The organism is Pseudonocardia yunnanensis (genome assembly GCF_039534065.1).
GTDB classification, from domain to species: domain Bacteria; phylum Actinomycetota; class Actinomycetes; order Mycobacteriales; family Pseudonocardiaceae; genus Pseudonocardia; species Pseudonocardia yunnanensis.
Window position 1 is genome coordinate 105,774 of sequence record NZ_BAAAUS010000024.1, and the last position, 22,909, is coordinate 128,682.

Annotated in this window: 25 protein-coding genes; 16 read left to right on the plus strand and 9 right to left on the minus strand. The window is 72.4% G+C overall.

The features are described from left to right. Positions 1–57: 57 nt before the first annotated feature. Positions 58–1,566 carry an FAD-dependent monooxygenase gene (locus ABD743_RS22080; RefSeq protein ID WP_344724050.1) on the plus strand — a complete coding sequence of 503 codons (1,509 nt, stop codon included), beginning with the start codon at positions 58–60 and terminating at the stop codon, positions 1,564–1,566. Positions 1,567–1,569: 3 nt separating this feature from the next. Here the strand turns inward: ABD743_RS22080 and ptsP are convergent, their stop codons facing one another. The 3 genes from ptsP to dhaK are packed head-to-tail and all read right to left on the minus strand — an operon-like array spanning position 1,570 to position 5,787. Continuing rightward, positions 1,570–4,089, minus strand: coding sequence for a phosphoenolpyruvate--protein phosphotransferase (gene ptsP / locus ABD743_RS22085; RefSeq protein WP_344724051.1), 2,520 nt, complete (start codon positions 4,087–4,089; stop codon positions 1,570–1,572). Between the two features lie 25 nt (positions 4,090–4,114). Then, positions 4,115–4,756 (minus strand): dihydroxyacetone kinase subunit DhaL, encoded by a 642-nt coding sequence (gene dhaL / locus ABD743_RS22090; RefSeq protein ID WP_344724052.1) that lies wholly within the window; start codon positions 4,754–4,756, stop codon positions 4,115–4,117. Positions 4,757–4,785: 29 nt separating this feature from the next. After that, a complete protein-coding gene (gene dhaK / locus ABD743_RS22095) occupies positions 4,786–5,787 on the minus strand; it encodes a dihydroxyacetone kinase subunit DhaK (protein WP_344724053.1) in 1,002 nt (333 codons plus the stop codon). A gap of 64 nt (positions 5,788–5,851) precedes the next feature. Here dhaK and ABD743_RS22100 point away from each other — a divergent pair, with 64 nt between their 5' ends. Further along, the gene (locus tag ABD743_RS22100; protein WP_344724054.1) at positions 5,852–6,823 is read left to right on the plus strand and encodes an aldo/keto reductase; all 972 of its coding nucleotides are present in this window, start codon (positions 5,852–5,854) and stop codon (positions 6,821–6,823) included. Here the strand turns inward: ABD743_RS22100 and ABD743_RS22105 are convergent. From ABD743_RS22105 to ABD743_RS22130, 6 genes are read right to left on the minus strand one after another with little or no spacing between them, the layout of a single operon-like run. Further along, positions 6,787–7,989, minus strand: a complete 1,203-nt coding sequence (locus ABD743_RS22105) for a vWA domain-containing protein (protein WP_344724056.1) — start codon at positions 7,987–7,989, stop codon at positions 6,787–6,789. The two genes, ABD743_RS22100 and ABD743_RS22105, sit on opposite strands and share 37 nt — an antisense overlap. Then, positions 7,986–8,876: an AAA family ATPase gene (locus ABD743_RS22110; RefSeq protein WP_379659266.1), complete on the minus strand. Its 891-nt coding sequence runs from the start codon at positions 8,874–8,876 to the stop codon at positions 7,986–7,988. The genes ABD743_RS22105 and ABD743_RS22110 overlap by 4 nt, the downstream gene beginning before the upstream one ends. Continuing rightward, positions 8,873–9,793, minus strand: a complete 921-nt coding sequence (locus tag ABD743_RS22115) for an XdhC family protein (protein ID WP_344724058.1) — start codon at positions 9,791–9,793, stop codon at positions 8,873–8,875. Before ABD743_RS22115 ends, ABD743_RS22110 begins: the two co-directional genes overlap by 4 nt. Then, a complete protein-coding gene (locus tag ABD743_RS22120) occupies positions 9,790–12,141 on the minus strand; it encodes an aerobic carbon-monoxide dehydrogenase large subunit (protein ID WP_344724452.1) in 2,352 nt (783 codons plus the stop codon). Before ABD743_RS22120 ends, ABD743_RS22115 begins: the two co-directional genes overlap by 4 nt. A gap of 41 nt (positions 12,142–12,182) precedes the next feature. Further along, positions 12,183–12,656 (minus strand): (2Fe-2S)-binding protein, encoded by a 474-nt coding sequence (locus tag ABD743_RS22125; protein ID WP_344724059.1) that lies wholly within the window; start codon positions 12,654–12,656, stop codon positions 12,183–12,185. After that, positions 12,641–13,543: an FAD binding domain-containing protein gene (locus ABD743_RS22130; RefSeq protein WP_344724060.1), complete on the minus strand. Its 903-nt coding sequence runs from the start codon at positions 13,541–13,543 to the stop codon at positions 12,641–12,643. Before ABD743_RS22130 ends, ABD743_RS22125 begins: the two co-directional genes overlap by 16 nt. 163 nt (positions 13,544–13,706) lie before the next feature. Between ABD743_RS22130 and ABD743_RS22135 the strand changes: the two genes are divergently transcribed. From ABD743_RS22135 to ABD743_RS22200, 14 genes are all read left to right on the plus strand, one after another. After that, complete coding sequence (locus ABD743_RS22135) at positions 13,707–13,949, plus strand: hypothetical protein (RefSeq protein ID WP_344724061.1); 243 nt, start codon at positions 13,707–13,709, stop codon at positions 13,947–13,949. 25 nt (positions 13,950–13,974) lie between these two features. Then, positions 13,975–14,841 (plus strand): FAD binding domain-containing protein, encoded by an 867-nt coding sequence (locus ABD743_RS22140; RefSeq protein WP_344724062.1) that lies wholly within the window; start codon positions 13,975–13,977, stop codon positions 14,839–14,841. Beyond that, on the plus strand, positions 14,838–15,401 hold the full coding sequence (locus ABD743_RS22145) for a (2Fe-2S)-binding protein (protein WP_344724063.1): 564 nt from the start codon (positions 14,838–14,840) through the stop codon (positions 15,399–15,401). The genes ABD743_RS22140 and ABD743_RS22145 overlap by 4 nt, the downstream gene beginning before the upstream one ends. Further along, the gene (locus tag ABD743_RS22150; RefSeq protein ID WP_344724064.1) at positions 15,398–17,806 is read left to right on the plus strand and encodes an aerobic carbon-monoxide dehydrogenase large subunit; all 2,409 of its coding nucleotides are present in this window, start codon (positions 15,398–15,400) and stop codon (positions 17,804–17,806) included. The genes ABD743_RS22145 and ABD743_RS22150 overlap by 4 nt, the downstream gene beginning before the upstream one ends. Then, a complete protein-coding gene (locus tag ABD743_RS22155; protein WP_344724065.1) occupies positions 17,793–18,383 on the plus strand; it encodes an SRPBCC family protein in 591 nt (196 codons plus the stop codon). The genes ABD743_RS22150 and ABD743_RS22155 overlap by 14 nt, the downstream gene beginning before the upstream one ends. 12 nt (positions 18,384–18,395) lie before the next feature. Continuing rightward, positions 18,396–18,656 carry a hypothetical protein gene (locus tag ABD743_RS22160; RefSeq protein WP_241039300.1) on the plus strand — a complete coding sequence of 87 codons (261 nt, stop codon included), beginning with the start codon at positions 18,396–18,398 and terminating at the stop codon, positions 18,654–18,656. 13 nt (positions 18,657–18,669) lie between these two features. Further along, positions 18,670–18,897 carry a hypothetical protein gene (locus tag ABD743_RS22165; RefSeq protein WP_241039299.1) on the plus strand — a complete coding sequence of 76 codons (228 nt, stop codon included), beginning with the start codon at positions 18,670–18,672 and terminating at the stop codon, positions 18,895–18,897. A gap of 14 nt (positions 18,898–18,911) precedes the next feature. After that, positions 18,912–19,157 (plus strand): hypothetical protein, encoded by a 246-nt coding sequence (locus ABD743_RS22170; RefSeq protein ID WP_344724066.1) that lies wholly within the window; start codon positions 18,912–18,914, stop codon positions 19,155–19,157. Between the two features lie 3 nt (positions 19,158–19,160). Further along, positions 19,161–19,478 carry a hypothetical protein gene (locus ABD743_RS22175; RefSeq protein WP_344724067.1) on the plus strand — a complete coding sequence of 106 codons (318 nt, stop codon included), beginning with the start codon at positions 19,161–19,163 and terminating at the stop codon, positions 19,476–19,478. Positions 19,479–19,481: 3 nt separating this feature from the next. Next, entirely contained in the window at positions 19,482–19,844 is a 363-nt protein-coding gene (locus tag ABD743_RS22180) for a hypothetical protein (protein WP_344724068.1), read from the plus strand. A 193-nt stretch (positions 19,845–20,037) separates the two neighbouring features. Further along, on the plus strand, positions 20,038–20,199 hold the full coding sequence (locus ABD743_RS22185; protein WP_241039295.1) for a lasso RiPP family leader peptide-containing protein: 162 nt from the start codon (positions 20,038–20,040) through the stop codon (positions 20,197–20,199). Positions 20,200–20,318: 119 nt separating this feature from the next. Next, entirely contained in the window at positions 20,319–22,118 is a 1,800-nt protein-coding gene (locus ABD743_RS22190; RefSeq protein ID WP_344724069.1) for an asparagine synthase-related protein, read from the plus strand. Then, positions 22,102–22,344 (plus strand): lasso peptide biosynthesis PqqD family chaperone, encoded by a 243-nt coding sequence (locus ABD743_RS22195; RefSeq protein ID WP_344724070.1) that lies wholly within the window; start codon positions 22,102–22,104, stop codon positions 22,342–22,344. Before ABD743_RS22190 ends, ABD743_RS22195 begins: the two co-directional genes overlap by 17 nt. Before the next feature lie 72 nt (positions 22,345–22,416). Beyond that, a complete protein-coding gene (locus tag ABD743_RS22200) occupies positions 22,417–22,860 on the plus strand; it encodes a lasso peptide biosynthesis B2 protein (RefSeq protein WP_344724071.1) in 444 nt (147 codons plus the stop codon). Positions 22,861–22,909: the final 49 nt, after the last annotated feature.

Consider the following 22,909-nt stretch of genomic DNA (forward strand, 5'->3'; position numbering starts at 1 on the left):
GAGTGTGGTTACAGTGTTCCCATAACGGGCACACTGTTCCCACTCTGGAGGTTCCCCATGGCGCAGGTTGTGATCGCAGGCGGTGGCACCGTCGGCCTGGCCACCGCCGTCTTCCTCGGCCGGTACGGGATCCCGGCGCTCGTCGTCGAGCGCAGGACCCGACCGTCCGTGCATCCGCGCGCGCTCGGCGTCAGCGCTCGCACACTGGAGTTGTTCCGCTCCGCCGGGCTCAGCGAGGCGATCGATGCGATCGCCGTGCGTTCGGCGGTGCCGGGCAAGGTCGATGCGCGCACAGTCGCGGAGATCGATCGCACGCAGCCGTCTCCCGCTCGGCGGTTCGTGGGAAATGACCTGTCACCGGAGACGCCGCGCGGCCACTACCCGCAGGACAGGCTCGACTCCGTCCTGCTTCCGGCGGCTCACGAACGAGGCGCGACGATCGAGTTCGGCGTGGCCGTGACCGGTATCGAGCAGGACACCGAGGGCGTCGACGTGACGCTCTCCGACGGTCGGACGGTCCGTGCCGACTACCTGATCGGGGCCGACGGCGTCACCACGACCGTTCGTGCCGCGCTCGGCATCGGCACGACCGGACCGGGGGAGATCGGCGACCCCACCCTGAACATCCTGTTCGACGCCGACCTGGTCGGGCATTTCGGCTCGATGCCGACGATGACCGAGATCAGCCATCCGGAGGCGCCCGGAATGCTTCTCGCCGTCGGGGAACGGCGCTGGGTGTTCCACACCAAGCCGCCCGCAGACGGCCGCTTCACCGACGAGACGTGCGCCGCAGCGATCCGCACAGCCGTGGGAGCGGACGTCCCGCTCGAGGTCATCAGCGTCCTGCCGTGGCGGGCGACGGTCCGGATGGCGGACGAGTTCCGCTCCGGACGCGCCTTCCTCGTCGGTGACGCAGCGCGCGCCATCTCGCCCCTCGGCGCGTTCGGCCTCAACACCGGAGTCGCCGACGCGCACAACCTGGCCTGGAAGCTCGCCATGGTGCTCGCGGGGAAGGCAGGCGACCGGCTGCTCGACAGCTACCACGAGGAACGGCACGCGATCGCCGAGATGGTGACCGAGCAGGCCATGCTGCGATGGGCGAACCCACGCCTGCACTGGGATCCGACGGCAGTGGTCGAGCGCGCCGCGGCGGGCGCATGGAACGCCTGGATGGTCACCATGGGCTACCGCTACGACTCCTGCGCCGTCATCGACCCGGTGCTGCCGCTGCCGTCCACGGAGGACGTCGCCACGAGTCTCGACGGCGCGCCGGGCTCGCACCTGCGGCATCGCTGGGTCGACGGAGTGTCCACGCTGGACCTCATCGGTCCGGGATTCAGCCTGCTGACCAGCTCTCCGGATTGGGACGACGCTGCGCGCGCGCTCGACCTGCCGGTGGTGCGGATCGGCGGCGACTGGCCCGAGTCGGTCGGCATCGACGACACGGGCGCGCTGCTCGTGCGGCCCGACGGGTTCATTGCCTGGCGTTCCGTGAAGGCGGACGCCGGCTCGCTGGCCGGCGTTCTCGCGGCCGTCACCGGGCGGGAGAGCAGCCCTGTGGGGTAACGATCAGCCGCGGACCTCGGCCGGGCCGCTCGCGGTCAGCGCGGCCGCTGCCCGCCCCACAGCCCCGGCCAGCTCCACCTCCCGCACCACCTGCTTCACCCCGGCCACCGCGGGCGCCGCCACGCTCAGCTCCCGCACCCCGAGTCCGATCAGCAGCTGCGCCGCGAGTGGGTCGGCCGCCGCCTCACCGCACACGGCCACGAGCACCTGCTCCCCCGCCGCCCGGCACACGGCGTCGACGAGCCGGAGCACGCCCGGATCGAGCGGATCGGCCACGGTGGCGACCGCCGGATTGCCCCGCTCGGCCGCCAACGTGTACTGGGTGAGGTCGTTGGTGCCGATGCTGAAGAAATCGACGTGCGGCACGAACGCGGCCGCCTTCAACGCCGCCGCCGGCACCTCGACCATGATCCCCACCTGCAGTTCGGGCGGGGTGCCCCGGCCCTCGCGGGCGATCGCTTCGTCCAGCACGCGGCGGGCGGCGAGAAGCTCATCGACGGTCGCGACCATCGGGAACATCACGCTCACCGGTGTGTCGTGGGCGACCCGGACCATGGCCAGGAGCTGGTCGGCCAGCAACTCCGGAAACGCTGTGGCGAGCCGGATGCCGCGCAGGCCGAGGAACGCGTTGGCCTCGGCGGGCAGCGGCAGATACGGGAGCGGCTTGTCGCCGCCGACGTCGAGGGTGCGCAGCGTGATCCGCTTCCCACCGAGGGCGGTGGCGACGCCGCGGTAGGCCGCCTCCTGCTCGTCGACGTCGGGTGCGGCGGCCCTGTCGAGGAACAGGAACTCGGTGCGCACCAGCCCGACGAGGTCGGCACCCGCGGCCGCGGCCGCCGTGGCATCGGCCGGGGATCCGACGTTGGCCCCGACGAGGACGTCGACACCGTCGCGCGTGACCGCCGGGGCGGACGAGCGCTCGCGGGCCTCCAGCTCGCGTTCCGCCTGCGCGGCAGCGCGATCGCGGAACGCCGCCACGGTGTCGGGTTCGGGGTCGACGAGGAGCTCGCCCGCAGCACCGTCGAGCGCGAGCAGCGTGCCGTCCTTGACGTCCAGGATCGCCGGACCGGCGCCGAGAACCGCAGGCACACCGCGGGCCCGCAACAGGATCGCGCTGTGCGCGGTGGGGCTCCCGCCGGCGAGCACCACACCCGCCACGCGCGCGGGATCGAGCGCCGCGGCCCGCGCCGGGGTGAGGTCGGCGGCGACGAGCACGGGTGGTGGCCCGTCCCCCGGATCGTCCAGGGCGTCCGGCACCCCGACGAGGGTGCGGAGCACCTGCTGCGCGACGGCGCGGACGTCGGCGGCGCGGGCGGCGAGGTAGGGGTCGGGCAGCGCGTCGAACTCCGCCGCCGCCCGCGCGGTGGCGTCGGACCAGGCCTGCGAGGCCGACGCTCCCGCCGCGACTGCGGCCCTGGCCTCGTCGACCACATCGGGGTCGTCGAGCAGGAGGAGATGCGCGTCGAAGATCGCTGCCTCGGCCGGTCCCAGCTCGCGTGCGGCCGTGTCGCGACCGTCGCGGATCTCACCTGCGACCGTGGCGATCGCCGCCTCGAGCCTGCCCTGCTCGGTTGCCGGGTCGCCGCCGGGCTCGTCCGGCACGACGACGGGGGCGGGGACGTCCGCACGCTTCGGGCCGATCGCGATCCCGGGCGACGCGGGAAGTGGCCCGCCGGGCCGGGGTGACTCGACCGCGGGAACCGGGCGACTCGCGGGAAGGCGGGGTGCGGGTTCGGGGGTAGCGGCGCCGGGTGCCGCCGTCTCGTCGAAGCCGCGGGCGGCGAGGTCCAGCACGGCGTCGACCACGACCTGCGCCCGCTCGCCCGAGGCCGCGACCTCGACACGGTGGCCGCGCAACGCTCCGATCGTGGTGACGCGGGCGAGGCTCGTGGCAGGTGCCCAGGGCGAGCCGGTGGTCGCGTTGCGCAGCCGCACGCCCGAGCCGTCCAGCTCGCGGACGAGCGCGACCAGCCGGGCCGCAGGCCGGGCGTGCAGACCGTGTGGGAGTGCGACCGTGAAGCTCTCGACGATCTCCGACTGCTCCGCGGGCGCGGGCGGCGCCTCCGGCTCCGGCTCCGGTGCCACGGTGAGCGGCGCGGCCGGCTCGTCCGCCGCGAGCTGCGCGAGCTTCCCGTCGAGCGCCCCGGCGGCCTCTGCCGCCACCTCCGCGCGGTCGGCCCCGCCCGACGCGGCCACCGCGGCGACGACCAGCCCTTCCACGAGCGGCGCGGGGCAGAGCAGCACGCGGTCGCGCGCGTCCGGGTCGTCGAGCAGTTCGAGCGCGAGCTCCGCGGAGAGCACGGCGCTGCCCAGGTCCATCAGCACGACCACGCCCGACCCGGTGTCGGCGGCGCCGATCGCGCCCGCGATGGCCACGGCATCCGTGCCGAGCCCGCCGTCGGCCACCCCGGCGGCCACCTCGATCGGCAGCTCCCCCGGCGCCATCTCCCGGGCCAGCTCCACCGCGGCCGCCGCGAGCGCGGCGCTGTGCGAGACCACGACCAGGCCGACCGGTGGCGTCACGAAACCTCCTGCCCCGAGCTGCAGCTCATGCCAGCGTGTCCGCCGCCGCGGCGATCAGCAGAGCCGCCGAAGTGGCGCCCGGGTCCTGGTGGCCGATGCTGCGCTCCCCGAGATAGCTCGCCCGGCCCTTGCGCGCCTGCAGCGGGGTGGTGGCGTCGCGTCCGGTGGCGGCCGCGTCGGCAGCAGCCCGCAGCGCGGCCGGAAAGTCCTCGCCGCCCAGCGCGCCGTCGAGCGCGTCGACGGCGGGGGCGAGTGCGTCGTACATGGTCTTGTCGCCTGCCTCGGCCTTGCCGCGGGCGACGATGCCGTCGACCCCGGCCCGCAGCGCCGCGGCGAAGCCTGCCTGGTCGAGCGACTCGGCGGTGCCGGCCGCAGTGGCCATCCGCAGGAAGAACGTGCCGTAGAGCGCCCCGCTCGCGCCCCCCACCGAGCTGACGAGCGTCATCCCGGTGAGCTTCAGCAAGGCGGCCGGGTTCTCCGGGGGGCTCCCGTCGAGCTTCGCGAGCACCGCCTTCATCCCGCGCGCCAGGTTGGACCCGTGGTCGGCGTCGCCGATCGCGGAGTCGAGCCGGGTGAGCATCTCCGCGTTCTCGGCGACCGCCGCCGCGAACGCGCGGATCCAGCGGTCCATCAGTGCGGCGTCGATCGTCGCGGTCGAGTCGGCCATCACGCTCCTGTCCTACACGCCCCGGCGCGTCAGACGCCCCACCGCATCCCGGGGGTGCGGACCGGAGCGTCCCAGAGCCGCAGCAGCTCGTCGTCCAGCTTCAGCAACGTCACCGAGCAGCCCGCCATCTCCAGGCTCGTGATGTAGGGCCCCACCAGCGACCGGGCGACCGTCACGCCGGACTTCGCGAGGATCGCCGCCACCTCGTTGTACATGAGGTACAGCTCGAGCAGTGGCGTGCCACCCATCCCGTTGACGAAAGCGAGGACGCCGTCACCGCCGGTGAAGTCGAGGTCGGCGAGGATCGGCTCGACGAGCATCTCGGCCACCTCACGTGCCGGCGCGGCAGGCACGCGGCGCCGTCCGGGCTCGCCGTGGATGCCGATGCCGATCTCGATCTGGTCGTCGGGCAGGTCGAAGGTCGGATGCCCGGCGGCAGGAACGATGCACGAGGTGAGCGCCATGCCCATGCTGCGGCCATTGGCGTTGACCCGGCGGGCGACCTCGGCCACGCCTGCGAGATCGCGCCCCTCGTCGGCCGCCGCACCGGCGATCTTCTCCACCGCGACGGTGATACCGACCCCGCGCCGCCCGGCGGTGTAGAGGCTGTCCTGCACGGCGACGTCGTCATCGGTGATCACGGCCTCGACCTCGACGCCCGTCTCGGCGGCGGCGAGCTCGGCCGCCATCTCGAAGTTCATCACGTCGCCGGTGTAGTTCTTGACGATGTGCAGCACGCCTGCGCCGCCGTCGACGCCGCGGGTGGCCGCCATCACCTGATCGGGCACCGGCGAGGTGAAGACCTCACCGGCGCAGGCCGCGTCGAGCATGCCCGGCCCGACGAAACCCCCGTGCAGCGGTTCGTGGCCGGACCCGCCGCCGGAGACCAGCGCGACCTTGCCCTGAACCGGCGCATCGGCCCGATAGACGATCTTGTTCTCGTGGTCGATGCGCAGCTCGGGATGCGCAGCCGCCATTCCCAGTAGCGCTTCGGAGACGACGTCGGCCGGATCGTTGATCAGCTTCTTCACGGCGGCACCTCTTCGACGATCATCGGTGAACGTGCAACAACCTGCGGGCGTAAGCTACGCCGCTGTGGGTGCAGGCACTACCGATCCGACCCGGCCGGTGGGTGTGGGCATCGGGCTGGCCGCTGTCGGGCGGCCCGCGTACATCAACTCCGGACGGGCTCACGACCTGGGCACACACCGTGCCGTGGACGAGCTGCGGGCCCGTACCGCGGCGGTGCTCGACGCCGCGTACGCCGCCGGTATGCGCTACCTCGACGCGGCGCGCTCGTACGGGCGAGCGGAGGAGTTCCTCGCCGAATGGCTGGCGGCGCACCCCGAGATCGACGACGTGGTCGTCGGGTCGAAGTGGGGCTACCGGTACGTCGGTGAGTGGCGCCTCGACGCTCCCGTGCACGAGGTGAAGGACCACTCGCTCGCCGCGTTCACCGAGCAGCTGGCGGAGACCGAGGCTCTCCTCGGATCCCGGCTCGACGTCTACCACGTGCATTCGGCCACCCTCGACACCGGCGTGCTGGACGACGTGGAGCTCCACAAGGCGATGGCTGCGCTGCGCGACCGCGGGGTACGGGTGGGCGTCTCCACCTCGGGCCCGGCCCAGCCGGAGGCGGTGCTCAAGGCACTGGACGTGGAGGTGGGCGGCGCCCCGCTGTTCACCTCGATCCAGTCCACCTGGAACCTGCTCGAACCCTCCGTCGGTCCCGCCCTCGCCGAGGCCGCCGCCCGTGGCGCGCGGGTGATCGTCAAGGAGGCGGTGGCGAACGGGCGCCTCACCCCCGGCGCGCCCGACACCCCGCCGCGCGTGGTGGAGGTCGCCGAGCGGCTCGGCATCCCCCTGGACCAGCTCGCGATCGCCGCCGCGCTGGCCCAGCCCTGGACGTGGTGCGTGCTCTCCGGTGGGGTCGACCCCGCACAGGTCGTGAGCAACGCCGCCGCCCAGCAGGTACAGCTGCCGGCCGACGTGCTGGCCGAGCTGAGCGCGCTCGCCGAACGGCCTGCCGACTACTGGTCGGAGCGCTCGGCGCGCGCCTGGAGCTGACCGGCCTCATACACGGGGCCGGCCAGCGCGGCGAGCAGTTCGCCGAGCGCGTCGAGGCTGTGTGCGCTGACCACCTCGTCGCAGTACGGCCACGCCGCCGCCATGCCGCCGGCAAGGGGGCGGTAGTCCGGATGCCTGGTCCGGGGGTTGGCCCAGACGATCCGGTACGCCACCTGCCGCAGGCGGGCCATCTCCCGGCGCAGCAGCTCCGGATCGCCGGTCTCCCACCCGTCCGACACGACGAGCACCACCGCACCGCGCGCCAGTCCACGGCGCCCGTACTCGTCGTTGAACCGGCGCAGCGCCTCCCCGATACGGGTGCCGCCCGACCAGTCCGGCGCGAGCCGCGCCGCCCGGTCCAGCGCGACGGCGGGGCTGGAGCGGGCCAGCGCCCTGGTCAGCCTGGTCAGGCGGGTGGCGAAGGTGAACACCTCGGCGCGCTCGGCGCCGGCCGCGCAGTAGAGCAGCTGGATCAGCGCCCGGGCGTAGGGCGCCATCGACCCGGAGATGTCGCAGAGCACGACGAGCCGCCGCGGCCGCAGGCGACGGCGACGGCGGGCGAGCGCCACGGGGTCGCCCGCCGTGCGGCGCGCCGACCGCAGGGTCCGGCGAAGATCGAGCCGGTCGCCGTGGGCGGCGCCGCGGGTGCGGCGTGAGCGGCGTACCGGCGTGGCGACACGCAGTGCGCGCATCGCCTCGGCGAGCCGGGCGAGCTCGGCGGGCGACAGCGCGTCGAACTCCCGCCCGCCGAGCCGCTCGGTCGCCGAGGCGAGGGCGGGCACGGGCACCTCGGACGGCGCCGCATCCGACCCGAACGCTGTGCCGCCTCCGACCCGCGCAGGCCCGGCGGCGCCCTCGCTTCCGCGGGCGACAGGCGTGACCGGCGGATCCTCACGGAGCGGCGGGGCATTGGGATCCCCGCGGAACACCCGCGGATCGCTGCCGCGGAAGACCCTGTCGAACACGGCGTCGAGCACTGGGATCTGCGCCGGGTCGGACACCAAAGTGGCCAGAGCGCACCAGTAGAGCCGCTGTGTGGTGGATGGGGACACCTCGACGACGGCGCGGGCGAGCCGCTGCGCCCGCTCCGGCCCCACCGGCAGGCCTGCGGCGTGGCACTCCGCGGTGAAGCGGGCCACGAGCGCGGGGAGGTCGCCGGGGGTCATCCAGCACCGCTGATCAGGGTGTCGAGGCCCGTCGCACGGGCGAGCCGGACGTCCTCCTCGTACTTCAGCACCGCGCCGAGGGTGCGCTCGGCCGCCACCGCGTCCAACCGGTCGACGCCGAGGGCGTCCAGAGCCCTCGTCCAGCTGATCGCCTCCGCCACACCTGGCTGTTTCTGCAGGTCCAGCCTGCGCAGGCGGTGCACCGCACCGGTCACCTCCGCCGCCAGCCAGCCCGCCGCCTCCGGCACGCGGCGCCGCACGATCTCCTCGACCCGCTCCCGGTCGGGATAGCCGATCCAGTGGTAGAGACAGCGGCGCTTGAGGGCGTCGTGCAGGTCGCGGGTGCGGTTCGAGGTGAGCACGACCACCGGCGCGACGGTGGCGCGGCGCGTCCCCAGCTCCGGGATCGTCACGGCCGACTCGGCGAGCGCCTCGAAGAGGAACGCCTCGAACTCGTCGTCGGCGCGGTCGACCTCGTCGACGAGCAGCACCGCCGGTCCCGGGCCCGGATGCGTGATCGCGGCGAGCAGCGGGCGGGCGAGCAGGTAGTCCTCGGTGAACAGGTCGGCGTCGGCGAGGTCGGTGCCGCGGGCCTCCGCCAGCCGGATGGCCAGCAGCTGACGGGGGTAGTTCCACTCGTAGAGCGCCTCGGCCGCGGTGAGGCCCTCGTAGCACTGCACCCGCAGCAACGGCGTGTCGAGCGCGGCCGCGAGTGCCACGGCCGCGGACGTCTTGCCGACCCCCGGCTCACCCTCCAGCAGGATCGGCTGGCGCATCCGCACAGCCAGGAACAGCGCGGTGGCGAGCGCCTCGTCGGCGAGGTAGGCGGTGTGGTCGAGCGCGGCGGCCAGGCCGTCGACGTCGGTGATCCCGCCCCCGTCGGTCACCGGGCGAACCGCTGCGGATCGTCGAGGAAGGCCTGCCGGCAGCCGGTGCCGCAGAAGTAGGCCGTCTCGCCGTCGTGCTGGGCGGAGATGCTCGCCGTGGTCACGGCCACCTCCATCCCGCAGACCGGGTCGATCGCCACCGCAGGCTCCCCGGCCGGAGGCACGTCTGCGGGACTGCTCGCCGGCAGCACCACCCGCGGGCTCTGCGCCACGATCTCCGCGAACACCGACAGCGCGATCTCCTGGGCCGTCCGCGCCCCGATGTCCAGGCCTGCGGGGGCGTGGATCCGCTCGCGCTGCCCGGCGGGCACCCCCTGCGCCGCCAGGTCGTCCAGCACTCCCGCAGCCCGGCGCCTGCTCGCCACCAATGCCACATACGGCACCTCTGCGCGGAGCGCCGCCCGCAGCACAGGCGCCTCGCCGCGCCCGTGCGAGGCGACGACGACGGCCGCGGTGTCCGGGGCGATCGGTGCGGCGGGATCGACGCCCGTCCGCACGTCCCAGTCGAGGGCGTGCCCGACCCGAACCAGCGCCCTGGCCACCGGCGCCTCCCCGTGCACCACGACCAGCACGGGCGGGATCATCGCCTCCAGGAAGATCTCCAGCGTGCCGCCGGACAAGCACGGGTTGCCGACGGTGCGCACGCCTTCCTCGGCAGTTCCGCCGTCCCCGGCGCGCGGGGTGATCCGCAGCAGCCCCGACTCCCCCGCCTGCAACAACCGCAGGCTCTCCAGCCGCACGGTCGACTCGGCGCAGGCGCCGCCCACGAAGCCGTCGATCGTGCCGTCGGCCAGCACCAGCGCGCAGTCGCCGGGTTTCGCGCTCGTCGGCCGTTCGGCCCGCACCACCGTGGCCAGCACGAAGGGGGTGCGGCCGGACCGCAGTCCGTCCACACGTGACAACAGGTCGGCTCTCATGATCGCTCTCCGATCGCCAGATCCGTCCTCAGTGGTGTGCCCTGCAGGGCCCGCCACACCTGCGCAGGGGTGAGCGGCATGTCGGCGTGCCGCACCCCGATCGCGTCCAGCACCGCGTTCACGACGGCGGCGGGCGAACCGACCGTGGCCGACTCCCCCACGCCCTTGGCCCCGATGGGGTGGTGGGGCGACGGCGTCACCGTCTCCCCCAGCTCCCACGACGGGCACTCCATGGACGTCGGGAGCAGGTAGTCCATGAACGACGCACCGAGATGGTTGCCGTCACGGTCGAACGCCATGAGCTCCATCAGCGCCATGCCGATCCCGTCGGCCAGGCCGCCGTGCACCTGCCCCTCGACGATCATCGGGTTGATCCGCACACCGCAGTCGTCCACCGCGACGAACCGGCGGACCTTCACCCGCCCGGTGCCCGGGTCGACGTCCACGACGCAGATGTAGGCACCGCACGGGAACGTCAGGTTCGGCGGGTTGTAGACGCAGGTGGCGTCCAGATGGCCCTCGACGCCGTCGGGGAGATCGAGGTCGGAGTGGGCGGCCAACGCGATCTCGCGCATCGTGACGCCGGCGGCGCGGTCGCCGCGCACGTGGAACCGGCCCTTCTCCCACACCAGGTCGTTCGCGGCGACCTCCAGCACGGCGGCCGCCACCAGCCGTGCGCGCTCGCGCACCTTGCGCGCGGCCAGCACCGCCGCCGCTCCCGAGACGGGTGTGGACCGCGAGCCGTAGGTGCCCAGCCCGAACGGGGTGCGGTCGGTGTCGCCCTGCACGACCTCCACCTCGTCGGGAGGAATCCCCAGCTCCTCGGCCACGATCTGCGCGAACGTCGTCTCGTGGCCCTGGCCCTGCGACATGCACGACAGCCGCAGCACCGCCGAGCCCGTCGGGTGCACGCGCAGCTCGGCGCCGTCGGCCATGCCGAGACCGGCGATGTCCATCAGCTTGCGCGGGCCCGCGCCGACGGCCTCGGTGAAGAAGCTGATCCCGACGCCCATGAGCGTGCCGTTCCCGGTCTCCGCGTGCTCCTGCCGCCGCTGCGCCTGCTCGCGCCGCAGCTCGTCGTACCCGGCGAGGTCCAGGGCCAGCTCGAGCGTGCGCGGGTAGTCGCCGGAGTCGTACTCCCAGCCCGTGGCACACCGGTAGGGGAACTGTTCGGGACGCAGCAGGTTGCGCCGCCGGACCTCAGCAGGATCGAGCCCGAGATCGTGGGCCAGCACGTCCACCAGCCGCTCCACCAGGTAGGACGCCTCGGTCACGCGGAACGAGCAGGCATAGGCGACACCGCCGGGCGCCTTGTTCGTGTACACGCCGGTGACCTGGCAGTGCGCCGCAGGCACGTCGTAGGAGCCGGTGAAGATGTGGAAGAACCCGGCCGGGAACTTCGACGGCTGAGCCGTGCCGTTGAACGCCCCGTGGTCGGCGAGCACCCGCACCCGCAGGCCCAGGATCCGCCCGTCCTTCGTGGCCGCGATCTCGCCGCTCATGTGGTAGTCGCGGGCGAAGGACGTGCTCATGAGGTTCTCCGAGCGGTCCTCCGTCCACTTCACGGGCGCACCGGTGAGCCGGGAGCCGACCACCGCGCAGAGGTAGCCGGGGTACATCCCGACCTTGTTGCCGAACCCGCCGCCGATGTCGGGTGCGATGATCCGGATCTTGTGCTCGGGGATTCCGGCGATCGTCGAGTACAGGGTGCGATGGGCGTGCGGAGCCTGCGTCGTGCCCCAGACCGTGAGCTTGCCGCTCACCCGGTCGACGCTCGCCACGGTGCCGCACGTCTCCAGCGGCGCCGGGTGCACCCGCGGGTAGAGCAGGTTGAGAGCACTCACGTGCTCGGCCGCGGCGAAGGCCGCGTCGGTGGCGGCGGCGTCCCCGGACTCCCAGTCGAAGACACGGTTGTCGGCGCGGCCGTCGATCTCGTCGCGCACCAGCGGCGCGCCGGGATCCAGCGCGCGGCGGGCGTCGATCACCGGGGGCAGCGGCTCGTACTCGACGTCGATCAGCGCCAGGGCGTCGCGCGCGGCGTACCGGTTCTCCGCGACGACGAACGCCACCTCCTGGCCCTGGTAGCGCACCTTGTCGGTGGCGAGCACAGCGGCAACGTCGTGCGAGAGCGTCGGCATCCAGGCCAGGCCCCGCTCCGCGAGCAGGTCACCGGTGATCACCGCGCGCACCTTCGGGTGCGACTCGGCCGCGCTGGCGTCGACCGACAGGATCCGGGCGTGGGCGTACGGGCTGCGCAGCACGGCTGCGTGCAGCATGCCGGGCAGCCGCACGTCGTCGACGAAGGTGCCGCGCCCCCTGATGAACCGGGCGTCCTCCTTGCGGAGCATGCGCCCGTGGCCGATCGGCGAGGAGTCCGCCGGGAGCGCGCTCACGACGCCCTCTCCGCTTCCGCGTCGGCCGCGTGCCGCACCGACCGCACGATGTTCTCGTAGCCGGTGCACCGGCACGTCTGCCCGGAGATCGCCTCGCGGATCTGCGTGTCGGTGGGGTCGGGGTTCTGGTCAAGCAGCCAGCGCGCGGTCATCAGCATCCCGGGCGTGCAGAATCCGCACTGCAGCCCGTGGCAGGCCATGAACGAGACCTGCAGCTGGTCGAGCCCGAACGGCGTCTCCAGCCCCTCGACGGTGTGCACGTCCCGCCCGTCGGCCATCACGGCGAGCACGGTGCAGGACTTCACGGGGATCCGGTCCATCCAGACGGTGCACGCCCCGCAGTTCGACGTGTCGCAGCCCCAGTGCGTGCCGGTCAGGCCGAGCTCGTCGCGGAGCAGGTGCACGAGCAGCAGCCGCGGTTCGACCTCCCGCGTGTGCTCCTGCCCGTTGACGGTCACCGTGATCTCCACTTCACCCCCCGGCCCGCCCGGGCCACCGCCTGCTCCAGCGCTCGCACGGTCAGCTCGCCCGCCAGGTGCCGCTTGTAGTCGGCCGGGCCGCGCTGGTCGTCGGCAGGCGAGCAGTGCTCCGCGGCGATCCGGCCCGCCTCCGCGAAGTGCTCGGGCGACGCCGCGCGACCGCGCAGGTACTCCTCCGCCTCCCGCGCCACGAAGTTCCGCGCCCCGACGGCCGTGAGCCCGATCCCGACGTCGGTGATCGTGTCGCCGTCGAGCCGCACCACCGCCGCCGCGGCGGCGACCGCCCAGTCCCCCGACCGGCGGTCCACCTTCACATAGGCGCTTCCGGCGTCCGGGAAGATCGGCACCCGCAGCTCCACCAGCAGCTCGGCGTCCGCAACCACCGTCTGGTACGGGCCCGTGAAGAACTCGCGCATCGGTACTTCGCGGGTGTACGCCTCACCCCCGTCCGAGCGCCCCCGGATGACGGCCATTGCACGCAGCGCGCAGAACGCACCGGAGAGGTCCTCGGAGGGATCGGCCTGGCACACCGAGCCGCCGACCGTGCCGCGGTTGCGCACGACGGGGTCGGCGATCACGCGTTCGGCGTCGTGCAGCATCGGGCAGAGCAGCCCGACCTCGGGTGAGGCCAGCAGGTCGGCGTGCCGCAGCAACGCGCCCAGCCGCAGGACACCCTCCTGGAAATGGAGCTCGGCCAGCTCGGTCAGGTCGTTGATGTCGATCAGCATCTCGGGCTGTGCGAGCCGGAGTTTCATCATCGGGATGAGGCTGTGGCCACCGGCCACCACGCGCGACTCGGGCCCGTGCCGGTTCAGCAGCGCGATGGCGTGTTCAACGCTCGTGGCGCGCTGGTACTCGAACTGCGCAGGCACCTGCATGTCGCTCCCGACGCTGGGTGCGAGCCATCGTGTCTCCCGTCACATCACCCGGCAAGACCTCTTAAGTCTTCGCTTAGGCCAGGGGCGCCGGATGCGCCGATCGGGTGCAGCATGTCCGCACTTGACAGACCGGCACTTCCCGCAACGAGGCGAGTGAGGACGGATGGCGATCGAGTCGAGTGGGCACAGCCAGGACAACCCGCGCATGTACGAGCTGATCGAGGGCGCGCCGAAGACCGGGAAGAGCCCGACGATCTGGGCCTGGCCGCAGATCACCGAGTACCTCAAGATCGCGGGCCAGCCGGTGGCCGGGCCGTGGCCGCCGCACCAGGAGCCGCGCCCCGACCCCGTGGACGAGTCGCTCCCCGTCGCCGTGGCCGAGCCCGAACGCCGCCCCCGCCCGTAGACCGCCGACAGGGCAGGAGACCCGGATGTATCCGTCCCGTTTTCGCTACGAGGCCCCCCGATCCCTGGACGAGGCACTCGCGCTGCTGCGGCAGTCCGGTGACGAGGCCAAGGTGCTGGCGGGCGGGCAGAGCCTCGTGCCGCTGCTGAAGCTGCGGTTCGCCTCGCCCGACCTGCTCGTCGACATCAACGGTGTCCCCGGCCTCGACCACCACCACGAGGACCCGGACGGCACGCTGCACGTCGGCGCCCTCTGCCGGCACGCCACCCTCGAACGATCCGCGCTGCTCGCGTCGAAGCACCCGCTGATGGCCTCGGCCGCCCCGCTGATCGCCGACCCGATCGTGCGCAACCGCGGCACGCTGGTCGGCTCGCTCTGCCACTCCGACCCCCAGGGCGACTGGGCCTCGGTGCTCCTCGCGCTCGGTGGGCACGTCGTCGCGCAGGGACCGTCCGGACGCCGGACGATCCCGGCCGCCGACTTCTCCGTCGGGCCGTTCCAGAACGCCCTGCAGCCCGACGAGATCGCGGTGGAGGCCGTCGTCCCGCCGCCGGTCGGAGCGAGGTCGGGCCGCTACCTCAAGCTCGAACGCCGTGTGGGCGACTTCGCCACAGCGGGCGTGGCCGTCGCACTCGAGACCTCGGGCGGCCGGGTCCTCCGGGCCGGCATCGGGCTCACCGGAGTCGGGCCCAGCACCATCCAGGCCGTCGCGGCCGAGCAGGCGCTCACCGGGCGGCTGCTCGACACCGACGCGATCGAGGAGGCGGCCACGCTCGCCGCCGAGGCGGCGCAACCGCGCAGCGACCACCGCGGCAGCGCGGCCTACAAGCGCCACGTCGTGGCGACGTTCGTCCGGCGCGGGCTCGCCCGCAGAGAGGCGGTGGCGGCATGAGGTACGGCGAGCCGGTCGACGAGGTCAGCGACGTCGTGCAGGACGAGCGCCGGATCACGCTCACGGTCAACGGGCGGCGCCGGGCGGTGGAGGTGGAGCCACGGCTGCTCCTCGCCCATCTCATCCGCGAGGGTCTGGGGCTCACCGGCACCCATCTCGGGTGCGACACCACGAGCTGCGGCGCGTGCACCGTGCTGGTGGACGGCACGCCGGTGAAGTCCTGCACGATGCTCGCCGTCCAGGCCGACGGACACGAGGTCACCACGGTCGAGGGCCTGGGCACACCGAGCGAGCTCGACCCCGTTCAGGAGGGGTTCTCGATCGAGCACGGGCTCCAATGCGGCTTCTGCACCCCGGGGATGATGTTGACCTCGAAGGCCCTGCTGGAGCGCAACCCGGACCCGTCCGAGGACGAGGTGCGCTGGGCGCTGTCGGGCAACCTCTGCCGCTGCACCGGCTACCAGAACATCGTCAAGGCCGTGCTGTGGGCGGCGCGGAAGCAGGCCCCCGCAGGCAACGGGGCGAGCACCAACGGGTCGGGCCGGGAGGCTGAGTCATGACCGCACTCGACGAGGTCAAGATCGGCGGGCTCGGCGCGAGCCGGCGCCGGGTCGAGGACAGCAGGTTCGTCCGGGGCCGCGGCAACTACACCGACGACATCAAGCTGCCCGGCATGCTGCACATGGAGATCCTGCGCAGCCCGCTGGCGCACGCGCGGATCACCTCGATCGACACGAGCAAGGCGTGGGAGATCCCGGGCGTCCGCCTGGTGTTGACCGGCGAGATGATGGCCCAGCGCAACCTCGCCTGGATGCCCACGCTGTCCTACGACACCCAGGCGGTGCTGGCCACCGACAAGGTGCGCTTCCAGGGCCAGGAGGTGTGCGTCGTCGTCGCCGACGACCCGTACATCGCCAAGGACGGTTGCGAAGCGATCGTCGTCGAGTACGAGCCGCTGCCACCGATCGTCAGCCCGGAGCAGGCCCAGGCGCCCGGCGCGCCGCTGATCCGTGACGACAAAGAAGGCCAGACCGACAACACCTGCTACCGGTGGGAGGTCGGCGACCGGGAGTCCACCGAGCGTGCGTTCGCCGAGGCGGACCACGTGTCACGGCTGAAGCTGCACTACCCGCGCAGCCACCCGTCGCCGATCGAGTGCTGCGGATCGATCGCCGACTTCAACCCGGCCACCCAGAAGCTCACCGTCTACATGACCACGCAGGCCCCGCACATCATCCGGGCCGCGGTGGCGCTCGTGGCGGAGCTGCCCGAACACATGATCCGGATCGTCTCGCCCGACATCGGGGGTGGGTTCGGCAACAAGGTGCCCGTCTACCCGGGCTACGTCGCGTCGATCCTCTGCTCGATCCTGCTCGGCAAACCCGTCAAGTGGATCGAGGACAAGTCCGGCAACCTCAGCTCCACGGGGTTCGGCCGGGACATGTACCTCGACAGCGAGATGGCCCTGCGCGCCGACGGGAAGATCCTCGCGGTGCGCCTGCGCGCCGACACCGACCAGGGTGCGTTCTTCGCCGACGCGCAGCCCAGCAAGTTCAAGATCGGGCTGCTGCACTCGGCGTTCGCCTGCTACGACATCCCCACCGGCCACATCACCGCGCAGGGCCACTACACGAACAAGGCCCCCGGCGGCGTCGCCTACCGGTGCTCGTTCCGCGTCACCGAGGCGATGTACTTCCAGGAACGCATGGTGGCGGCCGCGGCAGCCGACCTGGGCATCGACCAGGCCGAGTTCCGCCGTATCAACCTGCTGCGCGACGACCAGTTCCCGCACCGCACGGCGTTCGGGTTCCTCGTCGACTCCGGCCAGTACGGGAAATGCCTGCGGCTCGGGCTCGACGCGATCGGCTACGACGAGTTCCGCAAGGACCAGGAGATCGCCCGCTCACGGGGCCGCCGCCTCGGTATCGGGATCTCGACGATGACCGAGCCGCTCGGGGCGGGCAACAGCCGCGAGTACGACATCCTCGGCATCAAGATGTTCGACTCCGCCGAGCTGCGGGTCCACCTGACCGGCAAGGCGATTCTGCGAACCGGCGCGAAGACGCAGGGCCAGGGACACGAGACCACCTGGGCGCAGATCGTGAGCCACGAGCTCGGCATCCCGGCCGCCGACGTGGTCGTCGAGGAGGGCGACACCGACACGGCACCGTTCGGGATGGGCACCTACGCGTCGCGCAGCACGCCCGTGGCGGGCGCCGCGGTCTCGATGGTGGCCCGCAAGGTACGTGCCAAGGCCCGCAAGCTCGCGGCGCACCTGCTGGAGGTGTCCGAAGAGGACATCGAGTGGGAGCTCGGGCGGTTCTTCGTGCGCAGCGCTCCCGACCGTGGCGCCACCATCCAGGAGTGCGCGATGGCCGCGTACTCCAACATGCCCGACGGGATGGAGCCCGGCCTCGAGTTCAACGCCTACTACGACCCGCCCAACCTGACCTGGCCGTTCGCCTGCTACATCGTGACGGTCGAGGTCGACCCGGAGACCGGTGTGTGGGACGTGCTGCGGGTGGTCGCCGTCGACGACTGCGGGGTGCGGATCAACCCCATGGTCGTCGAGGGGCAGATCATGGGCGGGCTCACCGAGGCCTACGCGGTGTCGAGCATGCAGTTCCAGACCTACGACGCCGACGGCAACATCGTGGGTTCGAACTACATGGACTACCTCCTCCCGACGTCCTGGGAGACGCCGGGCTTCGAGCTCCACGAGGTCGTCACCCCTTGCCCGCACCACCCCATCGGCGCCAAGGGCGTCGGAGAGTGCGCGGCGGTCGGTGGCCCGGCCGCGTACGTCAACGCCGTGCTGGACGCCCTGTCCGACACGGGCGTCCGCAACATCGACATGCCGCTGCTGCCGGACCGGGTCTGGCAAGCGATCCAGGACGGTCAGGACGTGTCCGGGGCACCGCCGATCCGCAGTGCCGAGGAGGAGGTGACGAATGCTTATCGATAACGAGTTCGACGTCGCCGCTCCCGTCGACAAGGTCTGGGCCTACTTGCTCGACGTGCCCAACCTCGCCCCGTGCCTGCCCGGCGCGGAGCTGGTCGGTGACGACGGTGACGGCACCTACCAGGGCAAGGTCACCACGAGACTCGGCCCGGTGCGGCTGAACTTCAGCGGCACGGCGAAGATCATCGATACCGATGAGACCGCCCACCGGATGGTGCTCGAAGCGTCTGGCTCCGAGGACCGGGGCAAGGGCACCGCGGAGATGACGGTGACCGCCACGCTGCGGGCCGCCGGCCGGGGCACGCGCGTGCACGTCGCACAGGATCTGACGGTCTCCGGAGCCGCCGCGCAGTTCGGGCGCGGAATGATCTCCGACGTCACCAGCGTGCTCATGAACAGCTTCGCCGAGTGCCTGCAGTACAACATCGACAACCAGGGCCGGGGCGGCGCCACCGCCACGGCCGTGCGGGCCGCCGCACCCGCCAGCGGGCTCGCCATCGGGCTGCGAGCCGCCGTGATGGCTCTCAAGCGCGTCTTCGCCCGCTTCTTCCTGCCCTACGACGCGTCGCGCCTGCGCTGAAAGGAGTTCGACGTGGTGCTCTGGTGGATCGGCAACGCACTGCTGCTGTTCGTCGTGCTGCCCGTGGTGATCGCCCTGCTCAACCGGGTGCTCGCGGCCGTGGAGCGGATCCGGGCCGCGGCCGACGACCTCCTCGTCCACGGCGTCGAACTGGTCGGCGAGGTGGACGGCGTCCCCGAACTGCTCGCGACGACCGACGCCACCGTCGAGCAGATCGCGGTCGGCGCCACGAGGTACGCGGGCAGCGTCGCGGCGCTGCTCCCGGCGAAGTAGAGGGGACGGGACGATGCCTGCTGTCGCCTGGGTCACGATCGTGATCGCCGCCCTGATCATCGCCGTCACGGCGGTCGGGCTGCTGCGGGTGATCCTGCACCTGCGCCACGTGCACACCACCCTCGGCGCCCTGCTCGGCGGCGTGCGGGCGGTTGCGGACAGCACTCGCACGGTGCCCGAGGTGGTGCCGTCGGTGAACGCCAACCTCGCCCCCGTGCGGGCCTGGACCGAGACGGTGTGAGGAGCGGAGTTGTGATGGTTCCCTTCGGATGGACCCTCGGCCTCATCATCGGGCTGGTGGTGGTCGTGGTGGTCGTCGCGTTGGTCACGCCGATCCTGGTGCTGGCCTACAAGATCGGCACGCAGGCCCAGGAGCTCGACGCAGAGCTGGACCGCGCGCGCGTCCACACGGCAGGGCTTGCGGGACTGAACGAGACCATCGACCACGCCACCGCGATCATCGGTGGCCTGCAGCGCGGTCGCGCGCGGTTGGGAGGCTGACCCATGTCGCTCTCCCCGGGTGAGATCACCTACTGGTCGGTGATCCTGCTGATCGGTCTGGTCGTCATCGTCGCGGTGGTCATGCTGCTCAGCATGCTCGTCGCGTACGTCAAGCGGATCGACCGGCACACCACCGCGATCGGTGGCACCCTCACCGCGATCACCGCCAACACCGCCGACACGAAGCTGATCCCGGCCACCGGCGACGGCCTCGACCTCGTGCTCGCGGAGGGTCTGCAGCATCACCTGTTCCTCGGGCGCGTCGTGGACAGCATCCCCACGCCCGCCGCGAGTGCCCCGCGCTCGGAAGGGAGTGCCTAGGCCATGTCGGAGACCACGCTGATCGTCCTGACCGTCGTCGAGATCGTCGTGCTCATCGCCGGCCTGGCGTTCTTCCTGTACTGGGTGGGTTCGCTGCTGGCGAAGATCGCCACCACGCTCGAGGCCGGCGACGGGCTCGTCCGGCAGATCGTCGACGACGCCACGGTGATCAAGCCCGGCCTGGAACACATCAACCGCTCCGGCGGCGTCGTGGCGGGCGCCCTCCCGCTGCTCTACGGGTTCGCCGAGCAGATCATCCGGAAGTCCTCGCCCAACCCCGAGCGCCCGAAGGTCGCGACGCCGGCCACCGGAAGTCGCCGCTCCCGACTGCTCGACGCCGTCGGGTTCGCCTCGCCGCGCCACTGACGGTCGTTTCACGAACAGCAGATTCGCCGAGCGCCCCCTTCACAGCCGGTCGTGAAGGGGCGCTCGGGCGTCCGGGATCAGAAAGAAAGAGCAGCGTCAGGCGAGAGTTATGTGCCGACGCAAGAAACGGACAATATTGACATACTGTATGTAGTAGACATACCGTGATCATCCACCCAGGGAAGGGGATCCCATGGAAATGGAAATCACGGAGACCTACGAGTCGCCTGTGCCCGTCAAGGAGACCTACGAGCCGCCCGCGTTCGTCGAGGTCGGCGGGTTCGCGGAGCAGACGATGGGGGCGGGCTACGTCTACCCCGAGGGCCGCCCCGCCATGCGGTACCTCGGTTCCTGAACCAGGCGCTCCGCAGGCCGATTCGTGCGGCGGGCGCCGGCTCCTGGTCGTCTCGACTCGGGAGCCGGCGCTCGCCGCCGATCTGTACGCAGTCGCCGAACTCTGAGGGGGGAGTTCCCGTGGACAGCGGGCGCTGGTTCCTTGTCCTGCCCGACTCGGAGCAGGCGCTCACGATCGCGCGCCGCGTGCAGCCGTTCGTGTGCGAGTCGATAGCGCATGCGTCGGGCCGTCCCTGGCTGATGGGCTGCTGGGACGGCGACGGGATCGCTGTCGGCTCCTCGGACGCGAACCGGATGGCCGCGATCGGCACTTTCTCGGCAACCGAAGCGGACCTCTCGCGGTGGGCGGCACGAGCTGACGAGCCGGAGCCGGCGGGGGCTCTCCACCTGATCGCCTCCCTCGACGGGCGTGTACGCGTACGCGGCAGCATGTCCGGCACCCACCGTGTCTTCCACGCGCTGGTGGACGGCGTGACGGTCGCCGCCGACCGGGCCAGGACGTTGGCGTGGCTCACGGGCGCGCCGCTGGACGAGGGCCGGCTGGCGGTGCGGATGGCGTACCCGCAGCCGCCGCACCCGCTGGAGGACACCGCGGTGTGGCGGGGCGTCGAGGCGCTGGCCGGTGGATCGGTGCTGACCGTGGACCCGACCGGCGCCGCCCACGTCCGGCGTTGGTGGCAGGCGCCCGAGCCGGAGCTGCCGCTGGAGGAGGGGGCGCACGCGCTTCGCGAGGCGCTGCTCGAGGCGGTGGAGCTGCGGACCCGCGGCGGCGGGGTGCTCGGCATGGATCTGTCCGGTGGGCTGGACTCCACCTCGCTGTGCTTCCTGGCCGCCCGGACCGGCGCCCAGCTGGTGACGGTGACGCTGCGGTGGGCCGCGGCCGGCAACGAGGACGCGGATTGGGCCGACCGGGCCGCCGCCCACCTGCCCGGCTGCGAACGCCTGGTCTACGGACCGGACGAACTGCCGCCCTTCTTCACGGGGGTCGGGTCGCTCGGCGACGGCCGCTCGGAGGACGAACCGACGATGAGCGTGCGGGAAGACGCGCAGCAGGACGCGATCGACCAGGAACTGCTGGCGCGCGGCGTGCGCCTTCGGCTGGGCGGTCACGGCGGCGACCACGTGGTGCAATCCCCAGCCTCCTACGTGCACGACCTGCTCCGCCGCTCCCCGGCCGAGGCGTTGCGCAACGCGATGGGCTACCGGGCGCGGCATCGGTGGCCTGCGGCCGCCACCGCCCGGATGCTGCTGGACCGCACCCCGTACAGCCGGTGGCTGACCGCAGCGAGCGACTCGCTGACCGCTCCGCCGACGGACTGGCCGGAGCCATGGGGCACGTCGCCGAGGATGCCCCCGTGGGCAAGTGGCGACGCGGTCGCCGCGGTCGCGGCCCTGCTGCGTCGGACCGAGGCCGAGCCGCTCGACCCTGCGCGCGGTCGTCATGCACGAATCCACCAGGCACAGACCGTCGGCCGGCTCGGCCGCCAGATGACCATGCGCGAGCTGGTCACCGACTCTCCGTTCTGCGACGACAAGGTGATCGAGGCCTGCCTGAGGGTCCGCGCCGAGGCGACCGCCTCGCCGTGGGCGTACAAGCCGCTGCTGGTCCGCGCCATGCGCGGCCTGGTCCCCGACGAGGTGCTGACCCGCACCACCAAGGACCACTCGGGCCACGAGTGGTTCTCGGGCCTGAAGCTGCAGCGCCCGGCGCTCGCCGCACTGGCCGAGGATTCCCTGCTCGTCCGGCACGGCCTGGTCGATGCCGATCCGCTACGGCGGGCGCTGCTCAGCCCGCAGCTCTCCACCGTGCCGGCGCAGCCACTGGAACAGACGCTCGGCCACGAGATGTGGCTACGCGACCTCGAAGCCCATCCGACGCCCGCCTACCTGTTGAAGGAGCACCATGCGACTGCGCACTGACGTCGTCGCCGTGGACACGGAGGACGCGCGCGTGCTCCTCGACGAGCGCACCGGCCGCTACTTCCAGCTGAACCGGTCGGGGGCGCTCATCCTCGACGCAGTGCTCGCCGACGAGGACGCGGCCCGGCGCCTGACCGAGGTCTACGCCGTCGCCCCCGCGCAGGCCACGGCCGACGTCGCCGACCTGCTGGAGCGGCTCCGCTCGGCCGGACTGGTGGTCGCGTGAGCGAGCTTGCGAGCGAACCAATGCCACAGCAGCACCGCGAACGCCCCCGACGAGCGCTAGCGAGGAGGCACGGTGATCGAGCCTGCGAGCGAACCGTCAGGCGGCGCGAGCCAGGCGCTGCACCGCGGAAGCCGGCCACCGGTGGGCCGTCGCGTCGCCGTCCACCTCGCCGTCGGCGCCGCCCGGATGCTGGCCCGCCTCCCACCAGGGCGAATCCGGCGGGTGCTCGAGTTGCTCAGGCGCGGAGCCGCTGCCGCCACACCGGAGCAGGCCCTCGCCGCCCGCCAGGACGTCGTCGCGGTCAGCGTTCTCTGCTCGGGCCGGTACTGCCTGCAGCGTTCCCTCGCCACTGCGCTCGTGTGCCGGATGCGCGGTGTCTGGCCCACCTGGTGCACGGGCGTGCGCACACCGCCGTTCGCCGCGCACGCCTGGGTCGAGGTCGGCGGCCGGCCCATCGGTGAGCCTGCCGACACCGTCACCTACCGCCACGTCATGACGGTTCCTCCGGTGAGGTGATCGCTGCGAGTTCGGCCGATCCGCCCTCGCGAGGGCGCATATCCGGATC

Coding starts and splice junctions, on each gene's coding strand:
- ABD743_RS22080 (WP_344724050.1), top strand. CDS start 58: ATGGCGCAGGTTGTGATCGCAGGCGGTGGCACCGTCGGCCTGGCCACC.
- dhaL (WP_344724052.1), bottom strand. CDS start 4,756: ATGGCCGACTCGACCGCGACGATCGACGCCGCACTGATGGACCGCTGG.
- ABD743_RS22105 (WP_344724056.1), bottom strand. CDS start 7,989: ATGACCCCCGGCGACCTCCCCGCGCTCGTGGCCCGCTTCACCGCGGAG.
- ABD743_RS22115 (WP_344724058.1), bottom strand. CDS start 9,793: ATGAGAGCCGACCTGTTGTCACGTGTGGACGGACTGCGGTCCGGCCGC.
- ABD743_RS22120 (WP_344724452.1), bottom strand. CDS start 12,141: ATGCTCCGCAAGGAGGACGCCCGGTTCATCAGGGGGCGCGGCACCTTC.
- ABD743_RS22130 (WP_344724060.1), bottom strand. CDS start 13,543: ATGCAGGTGCCTGCGCAGTTCGAGTACCAGCGCGCCACGAGCGTTGAA.
- ABD743_RS22135 (WP_344724061.1), top strand. CDS start 13,707: ATGGCGATCGAGTCGAGTGGGCACAGCCAGGACAACCCGCGCATGTAC.
- ABD743_RS22140 (WP_344724062.1), top strand. CDS start 13,975: ATGTATCCGTCCCGTTTTCGCTACGAGGCCCCCCGATCCCTGGACGAG.
- ABD743_RS22145 (WP_344724063.1), top strand. CDS start 14,838: ATGAGGTACGGCGAGCCGGTCGACGAGGTCAGCGACGTCGTGCAGGAC.
- ABD743_RS22150 (WP_344724064.1), top strand. CDS start 15,398: ATGACCGCACTCGACGAGGTCAAGATCGGCGGGCTCGGCGCGAGCCGG.
- ABD743_RS22155 (WP_344724065.1), top strand. CDS start 17,793: ATGCTTATCGATAACGAGTTCGACGTCGCCGCTCCCGTCGACAAGGTC.
- ABD743_RS22165 (WP_241039299.1), top strand. CDS start 18,670: ATGCCTGCTGTCGCCTGGGTCACGATCGTGATCGCCGCCCTGATCATC.
- ABD743_RS22170 (WP_344724066.1), top strand. CDS start 18,912: ATGGTTCCCTTCGGATGGACCCTCGGCCTCATCATCGGGCTGGTGGTG.
- ABD743_RS22175 (WP_344724067.1), top strand. CDS start 19,161: ATGTCGCTCTCCCCGGGTGAGATCACCTACTGGTCGGTGATCCTGCTG.
- ABD743_RS22180 (WP_344724068.1), top strand. CDS start 19,482: ATGTCGGAGACCACGCTGATCGTCCTGACCGTCGTCGAGATCGTCGTG.
- ABD743_RS22185 (WP_241039295.1), top strand. CDS start 20,038: ATGGAAATGGAAATCACGGAGACCTACGAGTCGCCTGTGCCCGTCAAG.
- ABD743_RS22195 (WP_344724070.1), top strand. CDS start 22,102: ATGCGACTGCGCACTGACGTCGTCGCCGTGGACACGGAGGACGCGCGC.